Below are 23,936 nucleotides of genomic sequence, written 5' to 3'. Positions count from 1 at the left end.
TCCGCTCCGGTCAGGCTCGCGTCATAGGCGCGTGCTGGTTCCCGATCTCGATGACACGTTCTTCACCTCCCTCGTCTCGCGGATCGAGGTGTTGGCCATGGAGGATGGCTACGATGTCATCGTGGCCAGCTCCCGCGATGACGCGGACCTCGAGCAGTCACGTATCCGGGCTTTACTTGGCTGGCGCCCTTCGGGCCTTATCGCGGTGCCGTGTTCGGATACCGTGCCGGATCTTCTTAAGTCCGAAGCCGCTCGGCTGCCGATGGTGTTCGCCGACCGTGTCGGGCCTGAAGGCTCTTTCGTGGATACGGTGGCGATCGACAATTTCGAGGCCGGCGCGATCGCCGCCAGGCATCTGGTGGAACTCGGCCATCGCAAGGTCGTCGTCGCCGCGTCGGACCTGGGCATATCGCCGATCCGCGAGCGTGTGCGCGGCGTCGCTGAGACGCTTATCGCAGCGGTTGGCACTGAGCCCGTGGTCGTGGAGCTCGGCTCAAACGGCGAGCGCGGCGCCGATAGATTCTCCTCGTTTCTTGCCGGCAATTCCGCACCCTTCGCGGTCATCGGGCTTACCAATGTCACCACGCTCAGTGCTCTCTCGGCGCTGGCGCGGCACCGTATCGACATCCCGGAGGCCGTGTCGGTGATCGGCTTCGACGACTATCCCTGGATGAGCGCACGCAAGACGGCGCTGACGGCAATTCGCCAGCCCATCGAGGAGATGGGCAGGCTGCTGTGGGAGCGCCTGACGCTGCGCATGTCCGGGGAAGATGCGGCGCCGCGCCACGTCTCGCTGTCGACAGCGCTGCAGGTGCGGGACTCGGTCCGGCCCGTGATCGGGCAGCCGCGCCGTAATTCATCGGGCGAACCCGCGGAGGAGCGGGGCGCCGGGCAACATCATTCAGCAGGCCAGGAGCCGGCCTAGGAAAGTACGAGTCCGCGTTGCGGTCGGGAGGACCTTTTGCGTTCAAGAAGTATCATCGGCATCGCGCCGCTCCTGGCGCCGGTTCATGTTCTCATCTTGAGCGTGATCGTGCTGCCGTCGCTCTATGTCGTCTGGCTGAGTCTGAACGAGTCGAGCTTCGGGCAGGCGCCGACCTTCGTCGGCCTGCAGAACTATATCGACGTCATCACCGATCCCGCATTCCGCAGCGCGCTCTGGAACACCGTTGTGCTTGTGGTGGTTGCGGTCCACATCGAACTGGCGCTGGGGCTTGGCATGGCGCTGCTGTTCGCTGGAGGCCTGCCGTTCCGCCGTTTCCTTCTGGTTGCCGTGCTGGCGCCCTATGCCGTCAGCGAGGTGATCGCCGTTGTCATGTGGCGCTTTCTGTTCGATCCCGATGTCGGGCCTGTGACGCTGATGCTGCAGTCCATGGGGCTGCCGATCCTCGACTGGTCCTTCGAGCCGTCGCACGCCATGATCCTGATTGCGCTCCTGACGATCTGGCTCCATCTGCCTTTCACCTTCATCATCCTCTATGCAGCGCGGCTGGCGATCCCCAGCGACCTCTATGAGGCGGCCCGGATCGATGGCGCTACAGCATGGCAGGCGTTCAAGCGGGTCACGCTGCCGCTGCTTGGCCCGGCGATCGTCGTGGCGCTGCTGTTCCGCTACATCTTCGCGTTCCGCCTCTTTTCCGAAGTGTGGCTGCTGACCCAGGGCGGGCCGGCGCGGTCCACCGAGGTGGTCGCGGTTTATCTCTACCAGGAGGCTTTCAGCTACAACGCATTCGGTACCGCCGCCGCCACGGCGTGGATCATGGTGCTTGCCTCGCTACTGCTCGGCGCAGGCTACGTGTTCATCCTCCGCAGACAGGTGTCCGCAAATGCGAACGCGTAACCTCCTCGCCGCCATCGGCAAGACGGTCGCCGTCGTCGCGATGTTGTTCTGGTCGCTGTTCCCGATCGTATTCATCGTGATGTCGTCGCTCAAGCCCGGGCAGGACATCTTCGCCGTGCCGCCGCGCTATGTCTTCGAACCAACGTTCGAGCACTACGTCTCGCTGTGGCAGCAGTGGGGAGCCTTCTTCGACGGCCTCCTCAACAGCACGATCATCACCGCAGGCGCGACGGTGATCGCCATCGCGGGCAGCACCTTTGCGGGCTACGTCTATTCCCGCAACAGCAGCCGCATGCTGGACGCCAGCGTCCTGTTCCTCATCGTGGTGCGGCTGATCCCGCCCATCGTGGTCACGCTGCCGCTGTTCCCGATCGTCAATGTGCTGGGGCTCAACGACACGCATGCGATAATGATGGTGCTTTACGCCACCTTCTTCGTCTCGCTCGGCACGGTCCTGATGCGGACCTTCATCGACCAGATCCCGCGCGAACTTGACGAGGCTGCCGAAATAGACGGCGCCGGGCGCCTGACCGTGCTGCGCCGGGTGATCGTGCCGCTGGCCGCGCCCGGCATCCTTGCCGTTGCCGTCTTCGTCGTCGTGTTTGCGTGGAACGAATATCTGTTCGCCTTCATCTTCACGTCGACCCGCGCCAAGACCGCGCCGCTCGTTATCTCGGAGATGATCGGTTCGATCGACGGCGTCGACTGGGGCATCCTGTTCGCCGCCTCGACCGTGCAGTTGGCACCGGTCCTGCTCTTCGTCGTCTTCATGAATCGCTATCTCGTCGCCGGTCTCACCGCCGGCGCGACCAAGGGGTAAGTCAGCGTAAAAAAGGGAGGTTTGAAATGAACGATCGCAACATCATCGCCCTGTCCCGCAGGGGATTTCTGGGTACCGCCCTGGGCGGCATCGCAGCACTTGCCACGCAGCCTTCGTGGGCCGCGTCCAAGACACTGAACGTACTCAGCCACAAGGTTCACCAGACGGTGCTCGGCGCCGACGGTGGCGACCTGCTCGCCGACTGGAAGGCATCGAACGATGCCGACGTTTTCTGGACGACCTTCGATTCCAACCCGCTTCAGGATCGCCTCTTCCGTGAGGCAAGCCTCGGCTCGACCGACTACAGCGTCGGCTACATGATCGACAACCGGCCCACGTCCGAGATCGCGGCACTGTTTGAGCCGCTGGACGACTATCTCGCCAGCGATCCCATCGAAGACTTCCAGGACATTGCTCCCGGTCTCGTCGACGGCATGACGGTCGACGGCAAGCTGATCGGCATTCCCGTCCGCCATGCCACGCAGGGCCTGTTCTACAATGAAGAGCTTTTGCAGGAAGCCGGCATCGACGCGCCGCCCACGACGCTGGAGGAACTGGTCGAGCAGGCTCGCAAGCTCACCTTTACATCGTCGGCGGGCACGCCGGTGGTCGGTATGGTGCTTGCGAGCGACCTCGCGGTCTTCCCGGTGATGTTCGCCCGCGCTTTCGGCGGCGACTTCATCACCGGCGACTTCCAGCTCATGCCGGACAAGGACGCCATGGTGAAGGGCCTCACGGTTCTCCGGGAAATGTTCGAGGCCGGAGCCTTGCCGCGCAGCTACGCCACCACCCGCAACGACGATCAGGTGACCTGGCTCCAGCAGGGCCGCGCAGCCTTCACCGTGTTGCCATTCGCCCGCAATGCGCAGCTCAACAATCCCGAGCAGAGCAAGTATCCCGGCAAGATCAAGGCCGTCGAGTTCCCGATTTCCGCCGAGCTGAAGGGCAAGATGCCGATGTCGTCCATCGTCGAGGCGTGGGCCATGGTCATTCCCAAGAACGCTGCCGACAAGGACCTTGCCTGGAACTTCATCAAGGAAGTGTCCAGCAAGCGCGCGACGCTCGGCATGGCGCTCAACGGCAACGGTCCGGTTCGGGTCTCGACCTATGCGGAACCGGATCTTGTCGCCAAGAACCCGCTCGCCGAGGTCGAGGCCGCGGTGCTGGCCAATGCGCGCGGAGCGTTCCCGCCATTCCCGGAAGCGGCTCGGGCGCAGGGCATCATGCTTGAGGAGGTGCAGCTTGCCGTTCTCGGCCGCAAGCCGGTCGCCGAGGCGGTGGACGCGATCGTCGAGCGCGTGACGCCACTCATGCCGGCCTGACCGGAACGATAGATGCTGCCGGGCTTCGGCCCGGCGGCCACCAACCCTTTCACCCCTGATCACTCCTGAGGATCACCCATGCCTGCTTCCCCCGTCCGCTCGATAGAAGAGCCCGCCCGTTCGATCCCCGTATCAGCCGAATACGATGTGCTTGTCGTCGGCGGTGGCCCCTCCGGCCTCACCGCCGCTCTGGCGGCTTCCGAGGATGGGCTGCGGGTCGGATTGATCGAAAGCCGCAGCTTCGTCGGCGGCAACATGACAATCGGCTTGCCCGTGCTCGGTTTCCTTGGCCAGAAGGGCAACCAGATTATCGACGGCCTGCCGCAGAAATTCATCGAGCGGCTGCGCAAGGAGCGTGATGGGGCGAGTGAACACAGGCCCTGTCCGCTGCATATGGGCATAACGCTGGTCGAACCGGAAGCCGTGAAGACGGTTGCCCTCGAAATGCTCACTGAGGCCGGCGTCGTCGTGTTGTTCTACACCTTCTTCGCAGGCGTGGTCATGGACGGCGACACGATCCGCGGCGTCATCACCGAGAGCAAGAGCGGGCCGCACAGCAACGCTTGCAAAGGTCGTGATCGATTGCACCGGGGATGCGGATGTCGCCTATCGCGCCGGCGTGCCGACGGAGAAGGGCAACGCCGATGGCGGCATGCAGCCGCCGACGCTGATGTTCTGCCTTGGCGGCGTCGACACCGACAAGCTGCGCCTCAGCATTGCCAATGCGCCGCCGCAGGCGCGCACCTATCTGACCGATTTCATCCCAGCCGAGTATTTCGGCCAGAACCATCAGTTCATCGTCGTCGGCATGCGCGAACTGATGGCCAAGGCCAAGCAGGAACGCGGCCTGCAGATACCCAACGAGCGCACCATCATCATCACCGGCCTCAAGAAGGGCGAGGTCTGGATCAACATGACGCGCGTGAAGGACACCGACGGTACGGATGCCCGAAGCCTCACCCGCGGCGAGATCGAGGGCAGGGCGCAGATCGACGACATCATCACCTATCTCGTCAACTACGTGCCCGGTTTCGAGCAGGCCTACTTCACCAAGACAGCCCCTTTCCTCGGCATCCGCGAGACACGACGCATCGTCGGCCAGTATGTGATGACGCAGGAAGACGTGCTGGCCTGCAGCCATTTCGACGACGCGATCGCGGTCGCCAGCTATCCGATCGACATTCACCGACCGGCCGACGACGGTTGCACGCTGATATGGTGTGGCGACTGCTACGACATTCCCTACCGCTCGCTGGTGCCGCAAAAAATCTCGAACCTTCTGGTGGCCGGAAGAAGCATCTCCGCCACCCACGAGGCGATGGGTGCCATACGGGTCATGGCGACCTGCATGGCGATGGGTGAGGCGGCCGGCCGCGCGGCCAAGATTTCAGTGCGTGGCAACCGCACGCCGGCGGAGATCGACGTTCAGGAGCTGCGCCGTCAGCAGCTCGAGCGCGGCGTCTACCTTCGCAACCCGGACGGCACGAGGGCACCGGCTGCCGAGCACGCGCCGGCCGCGTGACCGAAGCAATCCGCAAATCGAGAAGAGGAGCCTCGCTCCCTCCGGCAACGAGGCTTTTGCATGAGCCAGGCTCATTTCATCGGCATAGATGTCGGCACCGGCAGCGCCCGCGCCGGTATCTTCGACGCGGCGGGAGCGATGCTCGCTTCGGCCAAGTGCGATATCGCGCTCTATCTGGAAGCTGGCGACATCGCCGAGCAATCCAGTGAGAACATCTGGCAGGCTGTCTGTACGAGCGTTCGCCAGGCAATGTCGTCTGCCCGCCTTGCGCCGGGAGATATTGCCGGCATCGGCTTCGATGCAACCTGTTCGCTGGTGGCGCTTGGCAAAGATGGCGCGCCGCTACCTGTCGGTCGGCATGGCGACGCGAACCGCAACATCATCGTCTGGATGGACCACCGTGCGACGGATCAGGCGCGGCGGATCAATGCCGGCGGCCATCCGGTTCTCAACTATGTCGGCGGCACCATCTCGCCGGAGATGGAAACGCCCAAGCTTCTCTGGCTGAAGGAGAACCTGCCAGAGACCTATCGTGCCGCATGGCAGTTTTTCGACCTCGCCGACTATCTGACCTGGCGCGCCACCGGCAGCCTCGACAGGTCGGTCTGCACCGTTACCTGCAAATGGACCTATCTCGCCCACGAACAGCGCTGGGACGAAAGTTATTTCCGCGCGATCGGTCTGGACGATCTTGCCGATGACGAGTTTGCCCGCATCGGTACGACGATCGTGCCTGCAGGCCAACGCCTCGCCGACGGGCTGACAACCGCTGCTGCTCGCGATCTCGGGCTGATGCCCGGAACGCCTGTCGCCGCCGGGTTGATCGACGCCCATGCAGGCGGGGTCGGTTCTGTCGGCGCCAGCGGCGGCGACGGGTCGGCGACGACGCGCATGGCCTATGTGTTCGGCACGTCCGCATGCACGATGGCAAGCAGTGTCGAGCCGGTTTTCGTTCCCGGTGTCTGGGGGCCGTATTACTCGGCCATGGTGCCGGGCCTCTGGCTTAGCGAGGGCGGACAGTCGAGCGCCGGTGCCGCGATCGACCAGATTCTCGCCCTTCATCCGGCCGCGACAGAGGCTCGCGAAACGGCGAAGACGCGGCAGATGTCGCTGCCGACCCTGCTTGCGGATATTGCCATGGATCGGGCCGGCTCGAACGCAAGCGCGGCAAAACTTGCGGGAAATCTTCTGGTCGTCCCCGATTTCCTCGGCAACCGCTCGCCGCATGCCGATCCCGATGCGCGCGCGGTGATTGCGGGGCTTGGCATGGAGCGCGACCTCGACAGCCTCGTCGCACTCTATGTCGCCGGCGTTCTGGGCGTCGGCTACGGACTGCGCCAGATCATCGAGGCCAGCCGCGCGAACGGCATAACAGTCGAGACGGTGGCGCTGAGCGGCGGTGCCGGGCTGCATCCGCTGGTCCGGCAACTGCTCGCCGATTGTGCCGGCCTGCCGGTCACGACCTCGCGGCAGCCGGAGCCGGTGCTTCTCGGATCGGCGATGCTCGGCGCAACGGCAGCCGGCGCGTTCTCGGACTTGCAAGCCGCCATGCGAGCAATGTCGTCATCCGGTGACACATTCGCACCGGAGCCGGATCTCGCCGGCTTTCACAGTCGCCGCTTTGCAGCCTTCGAGGCGCTCCAGTCCGCGGCGAGGACGACGCGCGACATTATAGATGGGGAGAAATGAGATGGCCGGCTTGCAGCTTGAAAAGCTGGAAAAGCGCTTCGGTTCGGTCGACGTGATCAAGGGCGTCGACCTCGAGATCAAGGACGGCGAGTTCGTCGTCTTCGTCGGACCGTCGGGATGCGGCAAGTCGACCCTGCTGCGGATGATCGCCGGCCTCGAGGACATAACCGGCGGCACGCTGTCGATCGGTGGAAAGCGCTGCAACGACACGGAGCCGCGCGAGCGCGGCATCGCGATGGTGTTCCAATCCTACGCGCTCTATCCGCATCTGACCGTCTATCAGAACATGAGTTTCGGGCTCACGCTCAACAAGACGCCGAAGTCCGAGATCGATGCGCGGGTACGCGAGGCAGCACGCATCCTCAAGCTGGAGCCGCTGCTGGCGCGCAGGCCGAGCCAGCTTTCGGGCGGCCAGCGGCAGCGCGTGGCCATCGGTCGCGCCATCGTGCGCAAGCCCTCGGTCTTTCTGTTCGACGAGCCGCTGTCCAACCTGGATGCGGCGCTACGCATGGACATGCGCATGGAAATCGCCCGGCTCCACAAGGAACTCGGCGCCACGATGATCTACGTCACCCACGACCAGGTCGAGGCGATGACGCTCGCCGACAAGATCGTGGTGCTGGAGGGCGGTGTCGTCCAGCAGATCGGCGCGCCGATCGAGCTCTACAAGAAACCCGCGAACAAGTTCGTTGCCGGCTTCATCGGCTCGCCCCGGATGAATTTCCTGGACGTGCGGGTCACCGGTGTGGCTGGCGGGTCGGTCACCGTCGAATCGCCCTCGATAGCGCCGGTCACGATCGATGCGCGCGGCTTTGCCGCTGGAGACCGGGCGCTTCTGGGCGTGCGGCCCCAATATCTGAAGCGCGAGGGGCTGGATGGCGCGGCAGGCGCAGTGCGTGGCAGCGTTTCCCTGGTCGAGCGGCTTGGTGCAGAGACCGTCGTCAGCTTCGAAACCGCGTCGAGCGAGCGGGCACTTGCAGCGATCCCGCAGGACGAGATGTTCGAACCGGGCAGCCCGGTCGAGTTCCGTTTCGATCCCGGCGCGGCGCACCTGTTCGCAGCCTGACAGTGGCGGCTAAATGATACGAGGAGAGGGTAGATGAGGCGTCTGGAACTGACTGGCAAGGTGGCGGCGATTACCGGTGCCGCCTCCGGCATCGGGCTGGAATGCGCGAAGATCATGCTGGAGGCGGGCGCGCGCGTGGTGCTGGTCGACCGCAACGAGGAGGCGCTGCAGTCGATCTGCGCCGAGCTCGGACCTGAGGCCATGCCGCTCGTGGTCGATCTGGTTTCGCGAGAAAGCATTGCTTCGATGATGCCTGCGATACTCGATAAGGCAGGCCAGCTCGACATCTTCCACGCCAATGCGGGCGCCTATATCGGCGGCGAACTGGTCGATGGTGATCCGGATGCGTGGGACCGTATGCTGACCCTGAACGTCAACGCTGTGTTCCGAAGCGTCCACGCTGTCCTGCCGCACATGATCGAGCGGCAGACCGGCGACATCGTCGTCACCAGCTCGATCGCCGGCGTCGTTCCTGTCGTGTGGGAGCCGATTTACACAGCCTCCAAACATGCCGTGCAGGCATTCGTGCACACCGTGCGTCGGCAGGTTGCAAAGCACTCGATCCGCGTCGGCGCAGTGCTGCCGGGGCCCGTCGTAACCGCGCTTATCAGCGACTGGCCGAAGGACAAGCTCGAATCCGAGTTGGCGGCCGGTGGCCTGATGGAACCGGTCGAGGTCGCCGAGGCAGTCCTGTTCATGCTGACGCGCCCGCGCAACGTAACGGTGCGGGACCTCGTGATACTGCCGCAGGCAAACGACCTCTAGGCATCGACCATTTGGCGATGGTTGCGCCCGAAAACAGCCTCCGATTTGCTTTCTTCCGCCCCAGGCCTTTTATTGTCGCCGGGCAGATCGAAGGGGATGCTGTTGCAGGCGGAGCGCTGGCGTGTAGAGCCTTGGCAGGTCGTCTATCTGTGCGAGATCGGCAGCAGGGCGTGGTTTATCCATATAGCGGTGGTGACCCTGGCATTTCTGGCTCAGGGTGACACCGGCACGCTTGCGCAGCTATGGCTCGCCGGGATGGTGGTCCTTTCGCTCGTCATTTGCGGGATGTGCCAATATGCCATCCGCCGGAAAAGTGCAGATGATCGCTGGCTGATCCGCGCAGGCTGGGCTCATACGTTCCTGACCACGCTAGTGGCGCTGTTCTGGTTCCTTGGGGCCGTACTTGCTGCCCGCTCTTCGTTCGAGAACCTGCTTCTCTACAGTTTTGCGCTCGGCGGAACGGCACTGGGCGCCGTCTCCTCGCAGCATTCGGTGCTGCGGTCCTGTTTCATCAGCATCTGGATCGGCCTGTTGGGACTGGCGGTCGCTCACATCCTGCTCGATCCTGGTGCCGCCGGCGCCATCAATGCTGGCATGATCGTCCTGTATGGCGGAGCGCTCAGCATTCTGGCCGTACGGATGAACCGCTTTCTCCTGTCGAACCGTGGGCTTGCGCGAAACCTCGATGCTCAGCTTGCCGAACTGTCGCGCGAGCATCAGCGCGCGGAGGAGGCCAACCAGGCCAAGACGCGCTTTCTCGCCAATGCGAGCCACGATCTACGCCAGCCGGTGCATGCCATCGGCATGTTGACGACCATTCTGCGCCAGTCGTCACTCAACGACGAGGCCCGCGAACTCGTCGACCGGATCGACGCCTCGGTGGATTCCCTGTCGGGACTTTTCCAGTCGCTGCTGGACGTTTCGGCGGTCGATCTCGGCCGCGTGGTGCCGCGTCCGAGGTCTTCAATCTGGGCGGGCTGCTCAACCAGCTTGCGATTCAGAATGCTCCGTTGATCGAGAAGCAGGGCGGCAGCCTCCGGCTCGTGCCGACGAAGCATTGGGTCGAAACCGACCCTCGAATTCTGGCGAACGTCATTCAGAACCTGCTCACCAACGCTGCCAAGTACGCGCCGGGCCACGCTGTTCTGCTTGGGGTCAGGCGATGCGGAGAGGAGCTCGCGATCGTCGTTGCCGACCAGGGACCGGGCATTCCCCAGTCGGAACAGCAGCTTGTCTTCCAGGAATTCTACCGCGTTGCAGGGAAGTCTGGCGGGGCGGCCCAAGGGCTTGGCCTCGGATTGCCCTTGGTGGCGCGGTTTGCCGCCTTGCTGGGTTTGCGTCATCGGCTGGAGTCGGAACCCGGCAAGGGAACTATGGTTCGGATTTCAGGTTTGCGCCCGACAGAGGCGCGCAAACGTGGAACCACAGCCAGGCCCGCGATCGCTCACAGGCTTACAGGCTTGCACGTGCACGTAACCGACGACGATGCCGATATACGGCAGGCGATGGTTGAATTGCTCGAAAGCTGGGGTTGCGTCGTTTCGTCCAGCGCTGGCGTGCCACAGGCCGCGACGCGCGCAGACATGCTGGTGACCGACTACGATCTAGGAGATATGCACACGGGAGCTGAGTGCATCGCCGCAGTACGCGCTCAGGAGGGTTTTGCCGTGCCGGCGCTTGTCGTCACCGGTGTCGCCGGTTTCGACCAGCATCGACTGGACGGTCTGGAGCCTGTCCGTCTGCTTGCCAAGCCGGCGCGGCCGGCGCAGTTGCGTGCCGCACTCATGTCCCTGGCCCTTGAACACACCGGTGACAAATTGGATCAACAGCCGAGGTCGCGCCCCAATGCTGCCGCAGCCGAACGCGACGTGACATTGAGTGCCCGGAACAACGCCGACGCGTGAATCCTGACCGTGTGCGGCGAGATGCCCAGCGCGCGCCCGATCTCCTTGTTTGTCATTCCCTGCACGATCAGGCGCAGAACCTCCCTCTGCCGGGGGGCAGGCTGTCGAGCTCGACATCGCTATAGTCGAGGAGATCGGCGTCGCCGCCGTCCTGTGGTCCGATCACCACGATCTTGCCGTTCAGCACATCCAGCACGCCGCCGGCGATGATCTGGGGATGGATCGCCTTGCTGACGAAACCGTCGGCGCCCATCGACATGACACGCTCAATCGTGGCGTCGTCGTCCAGCATGGATACGATCACGATGGAGGCCAGCGGCCACATCTTGCGTAATCGCGCAATCGAATCCGGCAGCACGAAATCCGGAAAATTGAGGTCGAGAAGAAACAGGTCCGGCGCTCCGGTAGCCGCCAGTTCAATCACCGTGCCGAAATCTGCAGCCTCGGAGATTTCGGCGTCGGAGATGTTGCGCTGTACGAGCCGGCGCATGCCGTCGCGGAAGACGGGATGGTCGTCGGCAATGATGATTTTCACGGCCCTGTCCTCGCCGGCGTAGTCGTCTTGGCGCATTAGTCTACGGCCTTTATTGCGCAAGAGCGACCCGAACGGTTCTGCGCATTCGTCGTCACTTGCTGCTGCATCGCTTCGCGAGTTTTTTCGTTTATGGGAAGCCTAGTCGAGCCTTTGTGGCAGCGCCATTAGCTCAGGTGCACTAGCGCCCGGTGGCTGGGGCGTCCTCGCACCTGTATATCGAGACGGAAACCGCCTAAAGACCACGGCAAATATGATTCCGGACTTGCAAGAGGAGCGTACGATGTCCGCCACGATCTACGGCATCAAGACATGCGACACGATGAAGAAGGCGTTTCGCTGGCTCGAGAGCGAAGGCGTCGACTACCGGTTTCATGACCACCGCGTCGAAGGTATCGACCGGGCTTCCGTGGAACGCTGGTGCGCCGCCGTCGGCTGGGAGAAGGTGCTGAACAAGTCGAGCACCACGTTCCGCGCCCTGCCGGAAGCCGCGAAGTCGGGTGTCGATGAGCGGTCGGCCATCGACCTGATGCTCGCGGAACCCACCATGATCAAACGCCCCGTTCTGGAGGCCGGTGGCCGGATCGAGGTCGGCTTCAAGCCTGAGCGCTACGCCGCACTGTTCAAGGGCTGAAGACAAAACAGTCACCTATGGTCCGGGTGTAACCACCAAGTCGCCTCTTGCAGAAGGTTCATGTTTTGTTCTAATTTGTAGGATGCAACTGGCATTCGACCTCGACTTGCCTGCCGAAGCGGCGCCGGCCGCCAGACGGATGCGAGCGCCGGCCGCACCGGTTCGGCGTCACGGTGCCGAGCAGCTCGATCTACCGGGCCTGCCGCCGGCTCCGGTCGCACCGCTGTTTCTGGCGGTATGTCCCGATGCCCATGCGTCCAGGGAAATCGACCGGCGTGTGATGCCAATTGTTTTGAGTGGTGCCGATCCGGAGGCCCGCGTCATCCCTTGGGAACGCAGGCACGTCTCGCTGGTGGGTTTCGGTCCCTTCGACGAGATTTTGCCGCGACAGATTGTGCGGTTGGACGCGGCACTCAGAAAGCTGGACAACCCAGCGTTTCCCGCCAGCTTCGACAGCCTCATGAGTTTTGCGCCTTCCGGCGCGATAGTATTGACGGGAGGACGCGGCGTTGCGGCCCTGCACGATTTTCAGGGCCGGATCTGTGACGCATTGAATGTTCCGCGTCAGGCCCATAGCTTCACGCCCCACATAGCACTCGCTTATGGGAGCCGAACCGTTCCCCGGCAGGTCGTTGGAACCGTCGTCTGGCGGGTTACGGAACTGCGTCTCATTCACAGCCTGCGCGATCCGACACGTCATCTCATCAAGGCGCGCTGGCCGCTCGCAGCTTGATGTGCAGTGCACCATAACCGGCTTTCGAGTGGACCAGCGCGGCTAAACGGTTGTGCGCCGGCACGCTGGTCGTAAGCTCCGCTCCAATGGATTCTCACGCGCGTTCTCCGGTCACGTATGCGATCTCGGGCATGATCGCCATGGCGGTCGCCATGGGTATCGGCCGCTTCGTCTATACTCCGATCCTGCCCGGCATGATGGACGGTCTCGGCCTCTCTGCATCCGACGCCGGGCTGATCGCATCGGCCAACTATGCAGGCTACCTCGCCGGCGCCATTCTTGCCGCGGGCAATTGGGGCCAGGGCAGGGAGCGGGCGATTGCAATGGCCGGCCTTGCCGCCAGCACGGTTCTCGCTGCGGCGATGGGCCTGACCGAAAGCGTCGCATTGTTCCTGGCGATCCGCTTCCTCGCAGGCGTCGCAAGCGCCTTCGTGATGATCTTCCTGTCGACCATCATCTTCTCGCGGCTGGCGGCGGGTGGACGCAACGACCTTCAGGCGTGGCATTTCGGCGGTGTGGGGGCCGGAATTGCCGTCTCGTCGGTGATGACCGGTGCCCTGCTTCTGGCCGGTGCCGAATGGCAGGCGAGCTGGCTCTGGTCGGGCGTGTTGTCTGCAGCAGGGTTCGCGGTGGTGTTCTGGTTGGTCGACAAGGGGCCTGCGGCGGCCCAGCGACCCGTTGCCGAGCCGGCCATGCCGATGAGCCCGGCAATGGTGCGCATCATTCTCGCCTACGGCCTGTTTGGTTTTGGCTACATCGTCACCGCCACCTTTCTGGTTGCCATCGTCAGGCAGGGCGATGCGGGACGGTTGTTCGAGTCGGTGGTCTGGTTTGCCACCGGCCTGGCGGGGTTCTTCTCCGTGTGGCTCTGGGGCAAGGCTGTCAGGCGGCGCGGTCTCGCCACCATTTTTGCCGCTGGCTGCGTGGTCCAAGCCGTTGGCGTCGCGGCCAGCGTCAGCGTCGGCGGGTATGCGGGCCCGTTGATTGCGGGTGTTCTGTTGGGCGGCACGTTCATCGCCGTCACCGCCTTTGGGCTGCAACTCGGGCGCCAACTGGCCGGTGAAGCGCCACGGCGGGTGCTGGCGCTGATGACGGCGGCCTTCGGGCTCGGTCAGATTCTCGGGCCAATCGTTGCAGGGCTCGTGGCGGACCGCACCGGCAGCTTTACCGCGCCGTCCTTGCTTGCCGCCGCGACGCTTCTGCTCTCGGCAATCATTGGCTACGGCGTCAGGCCACAAACCTGATCGCTACCCGTCGGCGGGCGTGGCTGGTCCTGTCGCGTCAAGATAGCCGCGATACGTGACGCACTTCACTTCGGCCCGCGCGCATGCATCTTCAGTGAAACGCTCCAGCGCACGCCAGTACGCCCCACCGTTCATAAGCGTGAAATGCAGGCCGATCTGCAGCGGAACGCGATTGCCTTCGAGTTCGGCATCGAGCGCGGCACGAAGTGCCGAGAGCGTGCGTTCCTCGAAAGCGCCATCTATATCTTCCGTCTCTACGGCTTTGGAGTGACGCACGAAGAGGTTGTAGTCCATGGCGATCACCGCGCGGCCCTTGGGACCTTCGGGGATCATTGGCAGCGCGAAGCGCCTGACCGGGCCTTCCGTTGCCATCGCCGGTCCGCTCGATACTGTGCTTGCATCATAGGCGAAACCGGTTTGCGCCAGCGCATCGAAGAGACCCGGCCCGGTGGAGAGATAAGGCGCGCGGAAACCGACGATCTCGTTTCCGACGAAGTCTTTCCAGTCGTCGGGTTCCCGCTCGCCGATGCCGTTTCGCTGCCAGGCATCGGTCAGCAGTGCCGAAAACTGTCCGAACTCGCTCTTCCAGTCGGCCGCGCTCCAGTCGCCGCCGTCGAAATGGCCGCATGCGTGGCTCGCGATCTCGTGACCCTCCGCCCGTGCGGTCCATATCTGTTTGAGGCGTTGAGCCGCCTCATCGCGCGACTCGGCGAAACCGACATTGGAACCGCCCGCCGCATGGCGCGGCGGCTCGTATATCGCCCGATCCTCGCGCGCCACGGCATAGACGCAGGACAGGAAATATGTGAATCGCGCACCGGTGCGCTCGGCAAGCGCGCGGCTGCGCTCCCATTGCTCGATCGGCCCCGCGCCGTCGAAGGAGATCATCACATATTGGAGAGGGCGATCACGCGTTTCATCGGCAAAAGCCGTAGCGGTGCTCAGGCAGGCGATGACGGCTAGGGCGGGATAACGGACAGAAGACATCGGCAGACGCAACGCAGTACACATATTGAGGGTTCCCGTTCCTCGCAGGCGAATATGGCGCGCGTGGGACCTCGCTGAGCTGTCTTGCCACCCCTAAGCGATCACGGTTTTTGCCAAAGCCCCTTCCATGGCCAAGAAATTTCGCTAAAACCCATGCCGATATAGGCCTGATATGGAAAATCCGGGCCTGATTTTCCCCTAGACGCCGGTGACCGATGTCGGACGACAGTTTCATTCGCGAAGTAAACCAGGAGCTCCGCCAGGATCAGGCGAAGGCGCTGTGGGACCGTTTCGGCCCCATCACCATCGCCATCGCGGTGGGTGTGGTGCTGGTTACCGCCGCATGGGTTGCCTGGGACTACTGGACGCAGACGCAGGCCAACAGCTCGGGCGATGCTTATTCGCAAGCCTTGTCCCTGGCCCGCGAAGGTCGGACCGACGAGGCGACTGCCGCACTGGAGCAGCTCGAGGCCGATGGTCACGGCGCCTATCCGGTTCTCGCGCGTATGCGCGGCGCGACCGTGCTGGCCCAGGCGGGCGACTACGAAGGCGCGGTTGCCGCCTTCGACAATGTTGCTTCAGACAGCTCGGTGCCGGGCTCGATCCGTGACATGGCCAAGCTGCGCGCCGGGCTGCTTCTGGTCGACCATGGTTCCTACGAGGATGTGTCGGCCCGTGTCGAGGCGCTGGCGGTCGAAACCAATACGTTGCGCCATTCGGCGCGCGAGGCGCTGGCGCTGTCCGCCTGGAAACAGGGGCGCACCGAGGATGCCGCAACCCTGTTCAACCAGATCATCGATGACGAGGGCGCACCTCAGAACATGCGCCAGCGAGCCGAACTCATGTCCGAACTGATCCGCGGTTCGGGCTCGTCGTCGTGACGAATCCGGATGCGCTTCAAGGTCTCGATCATCGGCCGTCCCAACGTCGGCAAGTCGACGTTGTTCAACCGGCTTGCCGGGCGCAAGCTCGCGCTCGTTGACGACACGCCGGGCGTGACGCGCGACCGGCGCGTGAACCCTGCAAAACTCTTCGATCTTCGCTTCGATGTCATCGACACCGCCGGTCTGGAGGATGCCGCCGCGTCATCGCTCGAAGGCCGCATGCGCGCCCAGACTGAAACCGCGATAGACGAAGCCGATCTCGTCCTGTTTCTCATCGACGCCCGCACGGGCCTGATGCCGGATGACCGCACCTTTGCCGAAGTAGTGAGACGTACGGGCAAGCCCGTGGTGCTGGTTGCCAACAAGGCGGAGACACGTGGTGCCCAGGGCGGCATGCTCGAGGGGTGGGAACTCGGTCTCGGTGAACCGATTCCGATTTCGGCTGAGCACGGCGAGGGCATGCCCGATCTGCGTGAGGCGATCATCGAGGCGCTCGGCGAGGAGCGTACGCTGGGCGACGATGAGGACGAGCCGGCTGCGGTTGCTTCCACCGGTGTGTTGATCGGCGAGGATATCGAGGATCCCGATGACGAGTCCGTGCCGGAGTATGATGCGACCAAGCCGTTGCGCATCGCGGTCGTCGGCCGTCCGAATGCGGGCAAGTCGACGCTTATCAATACCCTGCTGGGTGAGGAGCGGCTGCTGACCGGCCCTGAGGCGGGCATCACGCGCGATTCGATTTCGGTCGACTGGGATTGGCGTGGCCGTCGCATCAAGCTCTTCGACACAGCCGGCATGCGCCGAAAGGCCCGCGTCCAGGAAAAGCTTGAGAAGCTGTCCGTCGCAGACGGTTTGCGCGCCATCCGCTTCGCCGAGGTCGTGGTGATCGTCTTCGACGCAACCATCCCCTTCGAGAAGCAGGATCTGCAGATCGCCGATCTGATCATCCGCGAAGGACGAGCGCCGGTTCTGGCTTTCAACAAATGGGACCTGATCGAGAACCGGCAGGAACTTCTGGCCGAGCTGCGCGAAAAGACCGAGCGGCTGCTGCCGCAGGTGCGCGGTCTCCAGGCCGTGCCTGTGTCCGCAGAGACGGGCAGGGGCCTCGACAAGCTGATGGAGGCGATCGAAAAGACGCACCGCGTCTGGAACCGCCGCGTCTCCACCGGCAAGCTCAATCGCTGGCTGGAAGGGGTGCTCGCGCATCACCCGCCCCCGGCTGTCGCCGGCCGGCGGCTCAAGATCAAATACATCACTCAGGCCAAGACGCGCCCGCCGGGCTTCGTCCTCTCCTGTTCGCGGCCGGATGCCATGCCGCAATCCTACATCCGCTATCTGGTCAATGGCCTGCGCGAGACGTTCGAGATGCCGGGCGTGCCGATCCGCATGGCATTGCGCGCGCCGGACAATCCATTCGCGAACAAGGCCAAGAAGCGCCGCTGAGGCGCTTTGCCGCGCATGGCGCGGCCGCCACAATGTCGTCTTTCCCGCACCGTTAACGCTCCATCAAGGTTAATGCCTGACTATCGTGGCCTGTTCAGTTGGGTTGCGTTTCTGGAGAAAATTCGTGCTGCGTCGAAAGGTTTTGCGCCGGCGGGATGTCGTTGGCAGCATGCGATCCCTCGCTGCTCCTTTCATGGTCGGTCTCGGCATTTGGGTCTGTTCGCCGACCCAGGCCGCCTACCAGGATATTGCCAGCTATGTTTCCGGCGTCGAGCGGGGCGGAGAGCGTTGGGGCTCCTTCGTCGAGCGCGCGGTCGCCGGCTCCGTTCATCAGGCGGAAATGCCTTTTCTCGATTCCACGACAACGGGCTCGATTTCCGGCGGAGGCCTGAATGCGGCCGGTCTTGGCGCGGTTGCTTTCCGCGGCAAGGGCGCAACGAGCGAAACGCCTGACGAGGCGCGCATCAACCGGTCCGACAAGCGCGGCCGCATCGTCAACGTTGCGCCCGTGGCGCCGCCGAAGCTGTTCAACGCCGGCTCGGTGTTCGAGCGCACCAGCTCGCTGATCGACCTCAAGGCCGAGCCGGAGGTTGCAATGGCGTTCGCGGTGCCGGACATCAAGGGCAAGGAAATCCAGATCGCCGGGGCCTTCCATATCAAGGAAGACAAGATCGACCCCGGCGTTCCGGCTTTCCTTGCCTCGCTGGTCACCAATGAGAAGGCCGACATTCTGGCGACAGCCTATGCGCCGCCGGAGCCGGACTACGCGACCGCCTCACCGTTTGCCAGCCTGCTCAAGAACGAGCAGGACGAGACCGCCGGCCGGTTCATTCCGCCCGTTGTGGCAGGCGACCACGAATGGATGAGCAAGCCGCTGCCGGCTACCGTATTCTCTTCTGCGGAGCAGAAGTGCCTCGCCGAGGGCATCTATTTCGAGGCGCGCGGAGAAGACGTCAAAGGCCAGGCGGCCGTCGCGCAGGTTATCCTCAACCGTGTCCGCAACCCGACCTACCCGTCGACGATCTGCGGTGTGGTCTACCAGAACCGTAGCTGGCGCAATCGCTGCCAGTTCTCGTTTGCCTGCGACGGCTCGCGCCCGCGCGTGCGCAGCGCATCTCACTACAAGGTGGCGCAGGATGTCGCCATGGCCGTCACCGCCGGCAAGATCTTCATTCCCGAGGTGGGCTCGGCCACGCACTATCACGCCACCTATGTCCACCCCGGCTGGGCGCGAACCATGGAAAAGATGAAGAAGATCGGCCTCCATATCTTCTATCGCACCTATGGCGGCGGCTGGAGCTGAGGGCGCCTTGGCGCGGGGATTCGCGCCAATCCGCCCGGCTTTGCCTGACGACGCATTGTCGCATATGGTCAAGTAATTGAAATTATTTGGCAAATAAGTTCCGTCCAGCCGTCCCGCCCCGGCTTGACTGGGGACATACCCCTAACTATGTTGCGCGCGACTTTGAAAGCGGAGAGCCGATACCGGCTGTTCGGGCAGGAGGTTCGCGATGGCCGGCTCAAACAGGCCAGACCAAACCGGAGACGAAAAGCCCGGCGCAGCGGCAGGATCGCCCAACCGCGAGCAGGACCTCGTCCGCCGCAGCCGTGAACTGGATGCGGCTCTCGCAGCCAGAAAACCGGCGCGGGACGAAACCGAGAGTAAACCCGCGACCGGCGGCATGGCCGGTTTCGGACAGGCGCTGAAGCTGTCGAGCGAGTTCATCGCTGGGATAGCGGTGGGGGCGGGCCTGGGATGGCTGATCGATCGCGTGGCGGGTACGTCGCCATGGGGTCTCATCATCTTCCTGCTTCTGGGGTTTGCCGCTGGCGTGCTTAATGTCCTGCGTTCAGTGGGCATGGTCGCCGAGGGAGGGCCGGGAAAGGCGCGGAATGGCGCCGGACGGCCCGATTGAGATTGAATTGCGCCGCGTGGCGCGCGTGACGCATCGAGGGGGTCCAGGTTGGCCAACGATCCAATTCACCAGTTTCAGATCTCGAAACTGATTCCGATCGAAATCGGTGGGCTCGATTTCTCGTTCACCAACTCGTCGCTGTTCATGGTCGCCACCGTGGCGACCGCAGGCGCGTTTCTTTATCTGACGACCTCCAGCCGCGGTCTGGTTCCCAGCCGTCTGCAGTCGGTTTCGGAGATGTCCTACGAATTTGTCGCCAACATGCTGCGCGACGCTGCCGGTACCCACGGCATGAAGTTCTTCCCGCTGGTGTTTTCGCTGTTCATGTTCGTGCTGGTGGCAAACCTGCTGGGCATGTTCCCCTACTTCTTTACCGTCACCAGCCACATCATCGTCACCTTCGCCCTGTCGATGCTGGTGATGGGCACCGTGGTCATCTACGGCTTCTGGAAGCACGGCCTCAAGTTCCTCGGGCTCTTTGTGCCCGAAGGTGTTCCGGCCATTCTTGTTCCGCTGGTGGTGCTGATCGAGGTGATCTCGTTCCTGTCGCGTCCGATCAGCCTTTCGGTGCGTCTTTTCGCCAACATGCTGGCTGGTCACATCACGCTCAAGGTTTTCGCCGGCTTCGTCGTCTCGCTGGGTTCGCTGGGCGCGCTTGGCATAGGCGGCGCAATTCTGCCGCTGCTCATGACCATTGCGCTGACCGGCCTCGAGTTTCTGGTGTCGTTCCTGCAGGCCTACGTTTTCGCAGTGCTGACCTGCATGTATCTCAACGACGCGCTACACCCGTCGCACTGACCCGTTCACCGGCGGGCTCTCCCGCCAACTTCGAAACCGCATCAATCTCAAAGTTCCATTGAAGGAGTTCTACCATGGAAGCGGAAGCAGCAAAGTTCATCGGCGCCGGTATTGCCTGCCTTGGCATGGGCGGCGCGGGCATTGGTCTCGGCCACATCTTCGGCAACTACCTCGCCGGCGCCCTGCGCAATCCTTCGGCTGCTGACGGCCAGTTCGGCCGCCTGATCTTCGGCTTCGCGGTGACGGAAGCGCTCGGCATCTTCTCGCTGCTGGTCGCGCTGCTGCTGCTGTTCGCAGTCTAAGACTGAAGCCGTATATTGTCGGCCGCCTTGTGCGGCCGGCCACTCTCTAGACAGGGGTAGCCCATGTTCGTGGCGCCTGCATTCGCGCAGGAATCGGAAACGGAAGCGCACGGCGAGACGCAATCCGAAGTTGGCGTCGACCACGGCGCTGGCGGCGGTTCGTTCCCGCCATTCGATTCTTCCACATATCCGTCGCAGCTTCTCTGGCTGGCGATTACCTTCGGCCTGTTCTACCTGTTCCTGCAGAAGGTGGTTCTGCCGCGCATCGGCGGCATCCTCGAGGTGCGCAGCGATCGCATCGCGCAGGATCTCGACCAGGCCGCCAAGTTGAAGGAAGAGGCGGACGCTGCCCTTGCTGCCTACGAGCAGGAGCTTGCCGACGCCAAGTCCAAGGCGAATGCGATTGGCCAGGAAGCCCGCGAGGGTGCCAAGGCGGAAGCCGAGGCGGAACGCAGGCAGGTTGAAGCAGCGCTGGATTCCAAGCTTTCGGAAGCCGAGGCACGCATCGCGCTGATCAAGGACGCCGCCATGCGGGACGTCGGCCAGATCGCCGAGGAAACCACCGGCCTGATCGTCAAGGAGCTTGTCGGCACCACGATCGACAAGGCTGCGGTTTCATCCGCGGTCAAGGCTTCGAGGAGGTAGGACCATGGATGCTACATTCTGGGCCACAGCCGCTCTGCTTATCTTCCTCGCGCTTATGGCTTATCTGCGCATACCGGGGATGATCTCGAAGTCGCTCGACGCGCGCGCCGAGCGTATTCGCAACGACCTTGAGGAAGCGCGTCGCCTGCGCGAGGAGGCCCAGCAACTGCTGGCCGAATACCAGCGCAAGCGCAAGGAAGCCGAGCAGGAAGCGGGCGATATCGTCGCCGCCGCCAAGCGCGAGGCCGAGCTTCTGGTTTCTGAAGCCAAGCAGAAAACCGAAGACTATGTCGTGCGGCGTACGGCGCTCGCGGAGCAGAAGATCGCTCAGGCCGAGCGTGACGCAGTCAACGAGGTGCGCAGCAGCGCGGTGGATATCGCCATCGAGGCTGCCGGCAAGCTGCTCGCGGACAAGGTCGATGCACGTGCTGACGCCGCGCTTTTCAAGTCGACGCTCGACGACGTCAAGGCGAAGCTGAACTGATCTTTTCTACCGGTTCGAACATTTTAAAGGCCGCCTCCGGGCGGCCTTTTGTTATGGTGCGTCCTTAGAAGCTCGCTTTGCTCGCAGCTCAGGATGAGGGAGGTAGGTTGATCGAACTCTCCCACGGGCGGCTCGATGAACGTCAAAGAAGCGCCCCTCAAGCCGCAAACATCGCCGAGCGGTGCACAACCGTCCTCATGCTGAGCTGCGAGCAAAGCGAGCTTCGAAGGACGCATGACGGCAAACAGGTTTTCTGGGCGACTGCTCTTTATGTGCGGAACGGCGCGAAGGAGAGCCTGTGGAGGCGTGTTACCGGCCCGTGTTCCAGGATCGCGGTGCGATGGCGGACCGTCGCGTAGCCCATATGGAGCTCGAAACCGTAGCGCACGTCACAGGCTCCTGCGCGCGCCATCATCCGGTCGCGCATGACCTTGGCGACGATGGAGGCTGCGGCGATCGATTGCGATCGCTGGTCACCCTTGACGACCGCGCGGCCGAGACAGGGGAGCCCGGGTGGAACGTCCCGGCCGTCCGCAAGCACCAGCAACGGCTTCACAGTAAGCGTGGCCACTGACCGGCGCATGGCTTCCAGGCTTGCCTTGCGGATATCGCCGCTGTCGATGGAACCCGCGCATACGGCCGAAAACGAAACCGCCCTTGCGCGCGTGAGAATTTCGGTGAACACGCCTTCGCGTGCTGCTGCATCCATCCGCTTCGAATCGTCCAGCCCATCCGGAATGTTCTCAGGATCGAGGACGACGGCGGCCGCAACCACCGGGCCTGCGAGAGGCCCCCGGCCTGCCTCGTCGGTGCCGGCCACGGGCCAGCGGCTATCGCGCAGGGCCTCCCTCTCCAGCGAGAAATCGGGTCGCACGGGCAGGTCGAAAAGAAGCGGAGAATCGGGCTGTGGTCGTGGCATAGCCTGTCGATGCTTGCACCGGCTGAGGCCCCGGTGCAAGCAGCGAACCATCCCACAGCGAGCGTATCCACTTGTCGTCGGGCAAAAGAAAAGCGGAGAACCGGAGCGCGGGCGAGGCATGTTGCGGCGATGCTCGCGGGGCTCCGGTTCTCCAGTCCTTCCCGCCGGATGGGGCGGGGCGGGAAGGCTCCGTCGGGTGCCAGGGGACGGGGCAGGCCGGACGGAATTCGCTGGCGCGGGCGACGCAGGACGTCGCCCGCGCTGCCTATGATTACTAGAGCAGCATCAACTGCTCGCCCGCCTGGGCCGGCGGCTTGAACAGATCGGTTCGCAGCCGCCTCTTCTCAACATTGAGTTCCAGCCGCTTCGCCGCGATTTCGAAGCGCCGTCCGATCTGCCATGCATAGGGGCCGGCCCCCTTCATGCGCTTGCCCCACTCGGCGTCGTAATCCTTGCCGCCGCGCATCGAGCGTATCAGCGAGATCACGTGGCGATAGCGGTCGGGATAATGCCGCAGCAGCCAGTCCTTGAAGATCGGCGCGACCTCTAGAGGCAGCCGCAGGATGATGTAGCCGGCCTCGCGGGCACCGGCTGCCTCGGCGGAGTCAAGAATGCGCTCGATCTCCTGATCGTTCAGCGCCGGGATCACAGGGCCGATCATCACCGAGACCGGCACCCCCGCATCCGCCAGCGTGCGCAGAGCCTCCAGCCGCTTCGGTGGCGTGGCCGCGCGCGGCTCCATCATCCGTGCCAGCTTGCGGTCGAGCGTGGTGATCGAAAGCGCCACCTTGGCCAGCCCCTTCTCGGCCATGCGTCCGAGAATGTCGGCGTCGCGTGTCACCAATGCCGACTTGGTGACGATGCCGACAGGGTGGTTATGCGCCTCCAGCACTTCGAGAATTTCGCGCATGATGCGCCACTGTTTTTCGATCGGCTGGTAGGGATCGGTGTTGGTGCCGATCGCAATCGTTCGGGGCTCATAGCCGGGTTTCGCCAGTTCCCGCTCCAGCAACCGGGCAGCGTCCGGCTTGGCAAACAGCTTCGCCTCGAAGTCCAGCCCCGGCGACAATCCCATGAAAGCGTGGGTCGGCCGCGCGAAGCAATAGACACAGCCATGCTCGCAGCCGCGATAGGGATTGATCGAACGGTCGAATGAGATGTCCGGCGACGTGTTGCGGGTGATGATGTTGCGTGGCTTCTCGACCTGAACTTCGGTCTTGAACGGAGGCAATTCCTCGAGGCTGTTCCACCCGTCGTCGAAGACATGCCGCGTCAGCGGCTCGTAGCGGCCGGAAGGATTGACGCCGGCCGCGCGGCCGCGCCGCCTGTCGAAGCCGACGCGGAGCCCGCTATCGTCGACCAGCGCGTTCGCCGCGGCCGCGCCGCCGCCAGCAAAGGCTGCCATATCCGCTTGTCTGATCGGTTCCATGTCTGGCTCCGTTGGCGAACGACTCGCCTGTCCGTGATGAAACTATTCCTATTTCCGG

25 protein-coding genes and 2 pseudogenes are annotated in these 23,936 nt (G+C 63.6%); 22 read left to right on the top strand and 5 right to left on the bottom strand.

What is annotated here, in order from left to right:
* Positions 1–31: 31 nt before the first annotated feature.
* The 11 genes and pseudogenes from HK436_RS00485 to HK436_RS00440 all read left to right on the top strand — a co-directional run bounded on the left by HK436_RS00485 (position 32) and on the right by HK436_RS00440 (position 10,928).
* Positions 32–925, top strand: a complete 894-nt coding sequence (locus HK436_RS00485) for a LacI family DNA-binding transcriptional regulator (RefSeq protein WP_173186515.1) — start codon at positions 32–34, stop codon at positions 923–925.
* Positions 926–961: 36 nt separating this feature from the next.
* Positions 962–1,840 carry a carbohydrate ABC transporter permease gene (locus tag HK436_RS00480; RefSeq protein WP_173186513.1) on the top strand — a complete coding sequence of 293 codons (879 nt, stop codon included), beginning with the start codon at positions 962–964 and terminating at the stop codon, positions 1,838–1,840.
* A complete protein-coding gene (locus HK436_RS00475) occupies positions 1,827–2,660 on the top strand; it encodes a carbohydrate ABC transporter permease (protein WP_173186511.1) in 834 nt (277 codons plus the stop codon). Before HK436_RS00480 ends, HK436_RS00475 begins: the two co-directional genes overlap by 14 nt.
* Positions 2,661–2,686: 26 nt before the next feature.
* The gene (locus HK436_RS00470) at positions 2,687–3,982 is read left to right on the top strand and encodes an ABC transporter substrate-binding protein (RefSeq protein ID WP_173186509.1); all 1,296 of its coding nucleotides are present in this window, start codon (positions 2,687–2,689) and stop codon (positions 3,980–3,982) included.
* A 78-nt stretch (positions 3,983–4,060) separates the two neighbouring features.
* A pseudogene (locus tag HK436_RS30895) lies at positions 4,061–4,477 on the top strand (FAD-dependent oxidoreductase); the annotation flags it as partial.
* A 79-nt stretch (positions 4,478–4,556) separates the two neighbouring features.
* Positions 4,557–5,504 (top strand): FAD-dependent oxidoreductase, encoded by a 948-nt coding sequence (locus tag HK436_RS00465; RefSeq protein WP_312860443.1) that lies wholly within the window; start codon positions 4,557–4,559, stop codon positions 5,502–5,504.
* 60 nt (positions 5,505–5,564) lie between these two features.
* Complete coding sequence (locus tag HK436_RS00460) at positions 5,565–7,193, top strand: FGGY-family carbohydrate kinase (RefSeq protein ID WP_173186507.1); 1,629 nt, start codon at positions 5,565–5,567, stop codon at positions 7,191–7,193.
* 1 nt (position 7,194) lies between these two features.
* On the top strand, positions 7,195–8,259 hold the full coding sequence (locus HK436_RS00455; protein WP_173186506.1) for an ABC transporter ATP-binding protein: 1,065 nt from the start codon (positions 7,195–7,197) through the stop codon (positions 8,257–8,259).
* 33 nt (positions 8,260–8,292) lie between these two features.
* The gene (locus tag HK436_RS00450; RefSeq protein ID WP_173186505.1) at positions 8,293–9,024 is read left to right on the top strand and encodes an SDR family oxidoreductase; all 732 of its coding nucleotides are present in this window, start codon (positions 8,293–8,295) and stop codon (positions 9,022–9,024) included.
* 96 nt (positions 9,025–9,120) lie between these two features.
* On the top strand, positions 9,121–10,038 hold the full coding sequence (locus HK436_RS00445) for a sensor histidine kinase (RefSeq protein ID WP_173186504.1): 918 nt from the start codon (positions 9,121–9,123) through the stop codon (positions 10,036–10,038).
* Entirely contained in the window at positions 10,035–10,928 is an 894-nt protein-coding gene (locus HK436_RS00440; RefSeq protein ID WP_173186503.1) for a hybrid sensor histidine kinase/response regulator, read from the top strand. The genes HK436_RS00445 and HK436_RS00440 overlap by 4 nt, the downstream gene beginning before the upstream one ends.
* 5 nt (positions 10,929–10,933) lie before the next feature.
* On the opposite strand, the pseudogene HK436_RS30890 reads toward HK436_RS00440, so the two are convergent.
* Together HK436_RS30890 and HK436_RS30885 are read right to left on the bottom strand one after the other, a co-directional pair.
* Positions 10,934–10,984, bottom strand: a pseudogene (locus HK436_RS30890) (hypothetical protein); the annotation flags it as partial.
* 11 nt (positions 10,985–10,995) lie between these two features.
* Entirely contained in the window at positions 10,996–11,463 is a 468-nt protein-coding gene (locus tag HK436_RS30885; RefSeq protein WP_312860442.1) for a response regulator, read from the bottom strand.
* Positions 11,464–11,743: 280 nt separating this feature from the next.
* Here HK436_RS30885 and HK436_RS00430 point away from each other — a divergent pair, with 280 nt between their 5' ends.
* From HK436_RS00430 to HK436_RS00420, 3 genes are all read left to right on the top strand, one after another.
* Positions 11,744–12,094, top strand: coding sequence for an arsenate reductase (locus HK436_RS00430; protein WP_173186502.1), 351 nt, complete (start codon positions 11,744–11,746; stop codon positions 12,092–12,094).
* Positions 12,036–12,827, top strand: a complete 792-nt coding sequence (locus HK436_RS32760) for a 2'-5' RNA ligase family protein (protein ID WP_173186501.1) — start codon at positions 12,036–12,038, stop codon at positions 12,825–12,827. The genes HK436_RS00430 and HK436_RS32760 overlap by 59 nt, the downstream gene beginning before the upstream one ends.
* Positions 12,828–12,958: 131 nt before the next feature.
* A complete protein-coding gene (locus HK436_RS00420) occupies positions 12,959–14,071 on the top strand; it encodes a YbfB/YjiJ family MFS transporter (RefSeq protein WP_173186500.1) in 1,113 nt (370 codons plus the stop codon).
* A gap of 3 nt (positions 14,072–14,074) precedes the next feature.
* Here the strand turns inward: HK436_RS00420 and HK436_RS00415 are convergent, their stop codons facing one another.
* Positions 14,075–15,058, bottom strand: coding sequence for a polysaccharide deacetylase family protein (locus HK436_RS00415; RefSeq protein ID WP_244648424.1), 984 nt, complete (start codon positions 15,056–15,058; stop codon positions 14,075–14,077).
* 215 nt (positions 15,059–15,273) lie between these two features.
* Between HK436_RS00415 and HK436_RS00410 the strand changes: the two genes are divergently transcribed.
* The 8 genes from HK436_RS00410 to HK436_RS00375 all read left to right on the top strand — a co-directional run bounded on the left by HK436_RS00410 (position 15,274) and on the right by HK436_RS00375 (position 21,530).
* The gene (locus HK436_RS00410) at positions 15,274–15,939 is read left to right on the top strand and encodes a tetratricopeptide repeat protein (protein ID WP_173186498.1); all 666 of its coding nucleotides are present in this window, start codon (positions 15,274–15,276) and stop codon (positions 15,937–15,939) included.
* A 9-nt stretch (positions 15,940–15,948) separates the two neighbouring features.
* Entirely contained in the window at positions 15,949–17,385 is a 1,437-nt protein-coding gene (der, locus tag HK436_RS00405; RefSeq protein WP_173186496.1) for a ribosome biogenesis GTPase Der, read from the top strand.
* Positions 17,386–17,512: 127 nt separating this feature from the next.
* Positions 17,513–18,688, top strand: coding sequence for a cell wall hydrolase (locus HK436_RS00400; RefSeq protein WP_376769144.1), 1,176 nt, complete (start codon positions 17,513–17,515; stop codon positions 18,686–18,688).
* A 208-nt stretch (positions 18,689–18,896) separates the two neighbouring features.
* Positions 18,897–19,301: an AtpZ/AtpI family protein gene (locus HK436_RS00395; RefSeq protein WP_173186492.1), complete on the top strand. Its 405-nt coding sequence runs from the start codon at positions 18,897–18,899 to the stop codon at positions 19,299–19,301.
* Between the two features lie 48 nt (positions 19,302–19,349).
* Entirely contained in the window at positions 19,350–20,099 is a 750-nt protein-coding gene (locus HK436_RS00390; RefSeq protein ID WP_173186490.1) for a F0F1 ATP synthase subunit A, read from the top strand.
* A gap of 74 nt (positions 20,100–20,173) precedes the next feature.
* Entirely contained in the window at positions 20,174–20,401 is a 228-nt protein-coding gene (locus tag HK436_RS00385; RefSeq protein WP_173186488.1) for a F0F1 ATP synthase subunit C, read from the top strand.
* 63 nt (positions 20,402–20,464) lie between these two features.
* Positions 20,465–21,046 carry a F0F1 ATP synthase subunit B gene (locus HK436_RS00380; RefSeq protein WP_173186486.1) on the top strand — a complete coding sequence of 194 codons (582 nt, stop codon included), beginning with the start codon at positions 20,465–20,467 and terminating at the stop codon, positions 21,044–21,046.
* Positions 21,047–21,050: 4 nt separating this feature from the next.
* Positions 21,051–21,530: a F0F1 ATP synthase subunit B gene (locus tag HK436_RS00375; protein WP_173186484.1), complete on the top strand. Its 480-nt coding sequence runs from the start codon at positions 21,051–21,053 to the stop codon at positions 21,528–21,530.
* 268 nt (positions 21,531–21,798) lie between these two features.
* Here the strand turns inward: HK436_RS00375 and rnhB are convergent, their stop codons facing one another.
* Positions 21,799–22,449 carry a ribonuclease HII gene (rnhB, locus tag HK436_RS00370; protein WP_173186482.1) on the bottom strand — a complete coding sequence of 217 codons (651 nt, stop codon included), beginning with the start codon at positions 22,447–22,449 and terminating at the stop codon, positions 21,799–21,801.
* A gap of 274 nt (positions 22,450–22,723) precedes the next feature.
* The gene (locus HK436_RS00365; RefSeq protein ID WP_173186480.1) at positions 22,724–23,878 is read right to left on the bottom strand and encodes a PA0069 family radical SAM protein; all 1,155 of its coding nucleotides are present in this window, start codon (positions 23,876–23,878) and stop codon (positions 22,724–22,726) included.
* Between the last annotated feature and the right edge of the window lie 58 nt (positions 23,879–23,936).

Origin of the sequence: Neoaquamicrobium sediminum, assembly GCF_013240295.1 — a bacterium.
Taxonomy (GTDB): domain Bacteria; phylum Pseudomonadota; class Alphaproteobacteria; order Rhizobiales; family Rhizobiaceae; genus Aerobium; species Aerobium sediminum.
The sequence above is the reverse complement of the archived record's forward strand: the minus strand, read 5'-3'. Positions and strand labels throughout refer to the sequence as shown.